The organism is Rubrivirga sp. (assembly GCF_049648075.1).
Lineage (GTDB): Bacteria > Bacteroidota > Rhodothermia > Rhodothermales > Rubricoccaceae > Rubrivirga.
The window spans coordinates 1-7163 of record NZ_JBARYR010000758.1; the positions used below are offsets into that span (position 1 = coordinate 1).

Consider the following 7163-nt stretch of genomic DNA (forward strand, 5'->3'; position numbering starts at 1 on the left):
GGTCCAGGGCGACCTCTTGGGAGACGAGGTCGCCCTGGCGGCGACCGGCCAGTCCCAAGAGGCCCCAGGTGTCGCGGACACCGCTCGTGTGGTGGAGGAGGTGGCGTAGGGTGACGGGCTGGCCGACGCGGAATCCCGGGACGTGCGTCGCGACCTGGTCGTCGAGCGCGAGCTGCCCTCGGTCGGCGAGCACGGCGATGGCGAACGCCGTGAACTGTTTGCCGACCGAGCCGGTGCTGAGCACGGTCTCGGGCGTGATCGGTACGCCGTGCTCCAGGTTGGCCGACCCGTACCCGTTCTCGAACACGACCTGGCCGTCCTGGATGACGGCCACGGCCAGACCCGGCGACCGCTCGTCGAAGCCGGCGAACAGCTGGTCGACGGCCCTTTCCGGCGTCGTGGCGACGGGCTCGGCGCGGACGAGGCGCATGACGTAGCGTCCCTCCTCACCTCCGAACGGGGTCACAGTCAGCGTGTAGGCACCCGCGGTCTCCGTCGAGAATCGAAACGGCTCTGGACCCCGTGCCGGCCGGTCGAACGACTGGATACGCTCGCCGTCGGGTCCCGCGAGCGTGATCTCCACGTCGACCGAGATCTGATCGACCGCACCCAGCACGAACTGGCCCGCGTCGAGGTCGAGCGCGTACGCGTGGGCGTCGCCCGCGGCGAGCGTTCGCTCCACGGGTTCGCCTTGCTGGAGCAATTGCTGGGCGGAGACAGTGGAAGCGAGGGCGAGGAGCGTTGCGACGACGAGTAAGGGGCGCATCATGATCTCAGGAGGGAGCGGTACCAGAAGACGAGCCGAGTGCTGGCGAGCGGTGCCGACCAGGAACGGGGCCGAACACCCGGTACCTGTCAAAGGGCATGCCCGCAAGCTGAACCGTCCGTTTCAGCGCCTCGGGCGCGATTCGCATGTGCGCCTGCGCACACCCGATGTGCGCAGGCGCGCGCCAGTGACTTCCAGGTACGTCGCGGCGAACGAGGGGTGGTCTGTCACCTGGACTCGGCAATCCGCTTCACGTTGGCGATCGATCCAAGCTCGGTGACTCGAGTCCGGTATCTGCGCCACGCTCGTCGGCCATCGCCGTTCACCCCTCGACGCGGACGGAAAGCAGCTTCGAGGGGACGGCGTCCGCTTCCGGCGCGTACGCGTGCGGCTCGGCGCTGTGGAACGTGAGCGACTCGCCCGTCTCGAGAACGTAGCTCTCCGGCCCGACGTCGACGCGCACCCGGCCGTCGATCACGTAGACGAACTCCTCGCCTGGATGAGTCCGGAGTTCGCTCGGTCCGTAGAGCTCCAGGATCGTCGGCATCACTCGGCCGTCCGGCAGGCGGCTCTTCAGGATGTTGAGGGGCACGACGGCCTCCCCCGATGCGACGGCTCGTTGCCGCGCGTGCGTGTCGATCGGGCCGTCGGCCCCCTCGAGCGGCCCGGCTCCGAAGTCCGTCATGTCGTACCAAAGGTCGTCCTTTGCGTGGTGGACGCGGGCGACGCTCGCCTCCACGACGTCGCCCGCGATCAAGGGCTCGAGGTGGAGCCCGAGCGCTGAGCACACCCTGAGGATCGTGGTGGGATTGGTGCCCCGGCCCTGCTCCAGGCGCACGACCGAGTTCTTGCTGATCCCCGCCTCGTCGGCCAGGTCGCGGATCGACGTCCCCCTTGCCAAACGTACGCGGCGGAGACGGCCGCCGAGCATCACCGGGTCGGTGCCAGCGAGCACCGTCCCGATGTGAGCGAGACGGTCGAGAAGGGCGCGGTCGTCGGGTGTGGGCATGGGGCAATGTAAATGCCCGCCTCGCGCTGACTGCGTAACTATACTGGTACTGTACCAACACAGTGTTAGTACCTCCGTCCCTTCTAGTGCCCCTTTTCTCATGCTTCGTAGTTCCGTCCTCATCCTAGCGCTCCTTGCCGGATGCGCGAGCGCGCCTCGCAGCCAGCCGCCTGCACCCTCCGCTCCGGAGTCGACCTACGACCCCTCGTCGTGGAACCGAGAGCTGTTTTCGACCGATTCGAGCTTCGCTCGGCGGATGTCGGAATCCGATCAGCCCATCCGCATCGGCGCGTTCCCTGTGCCCCCTTACAACACGCCAGGCAACGCCAGCTCGAGCGTCGAGGTCGAAGTGGACAGTCATCCGTTAGGCGGAGCCTTTACGCTCGTTGCACGGAACGACGAGACGGAGGTCTACTTCCAGGGTCTGAGCTCCGACGCCTCAAACGCCGTGCTGGTGACCGTGCTCGTCATAGGGGGCGAGCCCAGCGACACCTTCGTGAGTTCGCGGAACCACCCGGTCTACCTCTCTGAGGGCCGGATCGCCGCGCCCGGCGCCCGCATCGACTGGCTCTCGCTCGCTTTCCCCGACGCTCCGGATCGCCTGGTCGTCAACACCCGCGTGTTCGACCTCACGTTCGGCCGGACGGTCATCGTCGCGCCGCTGGCCGACGGCACTCTCCGCTTCCTCCAAGTCGACACGCCCCCGTTCACGGTGGGAGACGATCTCGGTGCCTTCGGGGATCTCCTCGTGCCGCATCTCCAGACGCCCGCAGTGCGCGAGTTCTTAGACGCGGTGGTGCCACGAGTGGCAGAATCGCGGTAGCTCTGTAGCGAATCACAAGGGTCGGGTGAGCCGGCCTCCAAGTGGCCAGGTAAGCGTCGCGCCCAGGTGGGGGCGGGCGCGATGAGCATCGACCATTGTCGCAGACTCACACCCTCACTACGATTTCGATGGCGACAAGGGCGGAGTTATCGGCCTGTGTTAGTTTATTAGCACCTCCTCAGTCGTGAACTCTGATGCTGCGTGCGCTCTTCGTCGCTTTGGCCTTGATCATCGGCGCACAGGCGCAAGCTCAGACGCTTGCGGACGGGCTTCGTTCTTTCGCTCATCCCCTTGCAGCCGACCCCGAACAGGTCTCGTCTGACCTCGAGGCCGTCCTGGACGCTACTGCCCACGCGCGAGTTGTAGGGCTTGGCGAACCGACCCACGGGACAACTGAGGTCTTCCGCCTCAAAGGACAGGTCATCCGCAAGCTGGTCGAGGAGGGAAGGGTCCGACATCTCGTCTTCGAGATGTCAGTCGGGGAGGGGGCCGACCTGGATGAGTTTGTCGCAGGACGGCGCGACGATCTCGATGAGATCCGCCGTGGACTTCCGCTCTGGATGTTCAAGGCCGATGCGTTCGCAGACCTCCTCGAGTGGCTCCGAGACTACAATGAGTTGACAAGCGAGCCGGTACGGATCTACGGCATGGAGGCTCAATACGCCGATCGCTCGGTCCGACACGCTCTCGTCTACCTCGCGGACCGGGACCCACATCTCGCGTCAGAGCTGGGGCTCGAGTTTGGCCCAGACCGCGTCGCCAGCGGTACGTCCTCGGCCGAGGACTTCGCGTTTCTCTACGCCCCGGTCTCGGACTCGACGTTTGTCGCCTATCAAAGACTCTTCCTCAAGCTCCGTGCGACCTTCGACACCCGTCGCGACGAGTTCGTCGCCTCGACGGGAGAGCGAGCGTTCGCCGAGGCACGACGCCATGTCGCGGCGGTGGGTCAGTTCACGTCACTCGCACTTCTTGAGGACCCCCGCGCACAAGCTCAGCTTCGCGACTATGTCATGGCCGTCAACGTCGATGCGGTCGTCGACCTGGCCGACGACGAGGACCGTGTCGTCGTGTGGGGCCACAACGAGCATATCTGGAAGCGAGAGGGGAACGGTGGGTACGACGTGCTCGGTCGTCAACTCGGTCGCTGGTTCGGCGAGGACTACTACGCGATCGGGTTCGACTATGGCTCGGGCTCCTACCGTGCACCAGGTGCTAGCGGATGGGTCCATGCGGTCGGCTCGCCTCAGTCGGATTCGTTCACAGCGGCGCTCGCTCAAGCCGGTGGGCACGACCTGTTTCTCGATCTGCGCGGCGCGCTACAGACCCCAGAGGGATCAGAGGCTCTCCAAGGGGTGGTGACTGTCCGAGCGAGCGCAGGGGGCTACGTGCCGACCCGTGATGGAGAACAGATCTACGATCAGACCATCACGCTTGCGGATCGCTACGACGGGTTGCTGTTCGTCGCGACGACCACGCCGACGGTTTTGGTCGGGCCCGCCGCCGCCGCTCCCACCTCCATTCCTGACTCGGCGCGCGCGGTCATCGATTCAGTCTTCGCGTTGATCCGGGAGAACTCGCTGCACCGCGAAGGAGCGGACTGGGCTCGAATTGGAGCCGATTTTAGCACTGAAGTAGATAGTGCGAGTACCGTCTCTGCAGCGCTCGATGCCTTTCGAGGCGTATTCGAGTCCTTGGACGATGTCCATAGCGCGATCTTCCATTCAGGCCAGCGCATCGGGTACTACCGGGGGCCGATTCCATCCGAGCTCCGCGATGTGCCGGCCCTCATTCGACTCTCCGCCGAACGCTCGGGGAAGCCGATGGGGCGCCTGCTTCCGGGTGGCGTGGGCTACATCTCGGTCCCCTCGTACGCTTCTCAGGACCGTGCGTCGGTCAACGAGGCGGCACAAGCACTCCGCGACGTTGTGTGCGACTTGGCACCTGACGTCGACCTTGGCTGGGTTGTAGACCTCCGGGTCAACGAGGGCGGCAATGTTTATCCGATGCTCTCCGGTCTAGGAGACCTCCTCGGCGATGGCGTCGCGGCGCGATCTGTCGGGGCCGATGGAGTTGCTCAGGTAGACTGGGCGATTCGTGAGGGCGTCTTGTACCTCGGAGATCACCAGACGGCGACGGTCGAACGTCGCTGCCTCAGCACCGGTGGACCCGTCGCAGTGCTCGTCGGACCGGCGACTCTCAGTTCCGGTCAACTCGTGGCCGTCGCCTTCGCGGGATGGGACCGCGCTCGACTTTTCGGCGATCCTACGGCGGACGGATACGCGACTGCGAACCAGTGGTATCAGGTCACGTCAGAACTCGCGCTCAATCTCTCTGTCTCGTACTTCGCCGACCGCTCGGGCTTTGTTCACAGGGGAGTCGTGCTACCCGATGAGGAGGTACCAGGCGAGTGGGTCCTGGACGATCCCGAGGCGGACCCCGTTGTGCAGCGGGCGGTCAGGTGGATGTCGCAGGATTAGGGGTTCGACAATCGACGGGACCGTATTGCACGGTTGGCAGGGGGCACTCATCGGTTAGGTTCCCCATGGGCACGCTGCACGCTGTCTTTAGACCTCTCCGGACCGGCTGATTCACAACTCTCGGCGTGGCGGTGTCCCGGTCTCACAATCCCTACAGAGCCTAGGAGAGGACGTCCGTGGTCGGATACCGGACAACCTTGCGCGTCTACTTGTCGAACCCCGGGACCATGACCCGGTCGTACGACGCCACGAAATGGGCGCCGTCTAGCTCGAGGTAGACGTAGCGGTCGTCGAACACCTCGTGGTAGAGGTGGAACGAGGGGCCGTGGGCGACGGTGGCCTTCGTCGACATGGATCGTCGGGCGGGGGGTCAGAGGCGGACAACCTCGACGGGTCCGTCGTAGCGGTCGAGGTCGGGGTCGGTGGTGTAGACGGTCCGGGCGCCCACGTCGAGGAGCGAGCTCAGAGTGATGGAGTCGGCCATCGCGAGCCCGTTGCCGTGCCCCAGCCGGACGGCGCGGCGGAGCCGGTCGGCGCCCTCGAGCTCGTCGAGCCACACGACGCGGCACGTGGTGGGGAGCGCGGCGACGAGTGCCTCCGTAGGCTCGCGCTCGAGGTGCCCCTTGAGACCGAGGCGGTCGAGCTCGAAGAGCGTGACGCACGACGCGGTGCCAACGGACCGCCGAGCCCGGACATCGCCCCAGGCGGCGACGGCGCGAGGATCGGCCTGGAGGAGCCGGACAAAGAAGCCCGTATCGAATCCGACGACGGGAAGGCGATGAGCCGGAGAAGCAGCTTCAGCCGGAGTGGGCGGCGTGGTCTCCATACCTAGAGGCCCAACGCGTCGTCGGACCGGTCGGCCCCCGCGCGCATCGAGTCGAGGGCCTGGTCGACGTCGCCCGCCACGGTCGTCGTACCGATGAGTCCGTCGACGACCTCGAAGGCTCGGCGGCGTCGCTCACCGGCCAGGTGGGCGGCGAGCGCCTCGGCGACGACGGCCGAGACGGAGCGGTCGGTGTCGGCGGCGAGGCGGCGGGTGTCGGTCGCGACGGGGTCGGGGACGGTGACGGTGAGGCGCATGGGAGTGCGTGGGGAGTGTGCGGTTCGAAGGTACGCTACGGAGAACTGGTTTGGTATGCGCCGCGAGTGCGCGCGGCCCGTCGCAGTACCAGGGCGTCGACTGGAATCCTGGCGCCCGATACGTGTAGAGTATCGGGCGCTAGAGTCACTGGACGAACACGACATGATGTGTCTTGCGGTCGCTTCCGATAACCACAAGTTATGGGAAGCCGACTTGACGACCGAGACCTATCTTTAGCTCGCTGGCTCTGAGCAAGAGTGGCGCGAAACTGCAATAACAGACGTCCAATGCCCGACCCCTCCTGCGACCGCTGCGCCGCCAGCACTCGGACCGAGTACTACATGATCGAGGACGACTTGTGGGCCGCGGCCGCGCCGAACGACGAGCGGGCCTTGTGCTTGGGCTGCGTCGAGGACGCGATCGGACGACGCCTCACGCCGAACGACTTCCAGGACGCCCCGGTCAACCGGTGGCCCGTGATGAAGCCGGACGCACGGCAGCGGTCGCACCTCTTGGGTGTGCCGGGGTTCGTGCTCTCGGACGCCGACATCCCGCGCTCCTGGAGCCCACGCTTTCTCGACCGGCTCGGGCTCGGCCGCCGCTACGCCTACTGGATCAATGACCCCGAGCGGGCGAACCCAACGGAGCCTGTATGAGTGAGGTCGTTCTCCGCCACGACGGCGCGCTGCCGGCCGCCCTCGAGGCCGACGCGGCCTCGGCCAAACGGTTCGCTGAGGCCGCTAGATCTGACGCCACCCTCAAAGCCTACAGGTCTGACTGGACCGACTTCCAGGCGTGGTGCCGCTCGCGCGGCGCGTCCTCGATGCCGGCGACGCCCGAGACGGTGTCCTTATACATAGCGAGCCGCGCCCAAGCGGGTCCCGAGGGCGACGACGGACGACCGACGGCGCCGCTCAAGGTGGCGACGCTCAAGCGTCGACTCGCGGCCATCAGCCAGGCGCACAAGCTGGCGGGGCTCGAGAGCCCGGCGCTCCGATCACGGGAGC

9 protein-coding genes are annotated in these 7163 nt (G+C 66.3%); 4 read left to right on the forward strand and 5 right to left on the reverse strand.

Annotation, left to right across the window (positions count from 1 at the left end):
* Positions 1-769: serine hydrolase domain-containing protein (locus tag WBA11_RS20020; RefSeq protein ID WP_424522395.1), on the reverse strand; the 769-nt coding region annotated here is incomplete at its 3' end.
* Positions 770-1088: 319 nt separating this feature from the next.
* Positions 1089-1775, reverse strand: coding sequence for a helix-turn-helix domain-containing protein (locus WBA11_RS20025; protein ID WP_424522396.1), 687 nt, complete (start codon positions 1773-1775; stop codon positions 1089-1091).
* 256 nt (positions 1776-2031) lie between these two features.
* Here WBA11_RS20025 and WBA11_RS20030 point away from each other — a divergent pair, with 256 nt between their 5' ends.
* Positions 2032-2598 (forward strand): hypothetical protein, encoded by a 567-nt coding sequence (locus WBA11_RS20030; protein WP_424522397.1) that lies wholly within the window; start codon positions 2032-2034, stop codon positions 2596-2598.
* A gap of 194 nt (positions 2599-2792) precedes the next feature.
* The gene (locus WBA11_RS20035; protein WP_424522398.1) at positions 2793-5075 is read left to right on the forward strand and encodes an erythromycin esterase family protein; all 2283 of its coding nucleotides are present in this window, start codon (positions 2793-2795) and stop codon (positions 5073-5075) included.
* Positions 5076-5280: 205 nt separating this feature from the next.
* Here the strand turns inward: WBA11_RS20035 and WBA11_RS20040 are convergent, their stop codons facing one another.
* Genes WBA11_RS20040 through WBA11_RS20050 form a run of 3 tightly spaced genes read right to left on the reverse strand, consistent with a single transcriptional unit; the run spans position 5281 to position 6155 of the window.
* On the reverse strand, positions 5281-5427 hold the full coding sequence (locus WBA11_RS20040; protein WP_424522399.1) for a hypothetical protein: 147 nt from the start codon (positions 5425-5427) through the stop codon (positions 5281-5283).
* 18 nt (positions 5428-5445) lie between these two features.
* On the reverse strand, positions 5446-5901 hold the full coding sequence (locus tag WBA11_RS20045) for a type II toxin-antitoxin system VapC family toxin (protein WP_424522400.1): 456 nt from the start codon (positions 5899-5901) through the stop codon (positions 5446-5448).
* 2 nt (positions 5902-5903) lie between these two features.
* A complete protein-coding gene (locus tag WBA11_RS20050; protein WP_424522401.1) occupies positions 5904-6155 on the reverse strand; it encodes a hypothetical protein in 252 nt (83 codons plus the stop codon).
* A gap of 288 nt (positions 6156-6443) precedes the next feature.
* Between WBA11_RS20050 and WBA11_RS20055 the strand changes: the two genes are divergently transcribed.
* Both WBA11_RS20055 and WBA11_RS20060 read left to right on the forward strand, forming a co-directional pair.
* Positions 6444-6812 (forward strand): hypothetical protein, encoded by a 369-nt coding sequence (locus tag WBA11_RS20055; RefSeq protein ID WP_424522402.1) that lies wholly within the window; start codon positions 6444-6446, stop codon positions 6810-6812.
* On the forward strand, positions 6809-7163 hold a 355-nt coding region (locus WBA11_RS20060; RefSeq protein ID WP_424522403.1), incomplete at its 3' end, for a site-specific integrase. The genes WBA11_RS20055 and WBA11_RS20060, both read left to right, overlap by 4 nt.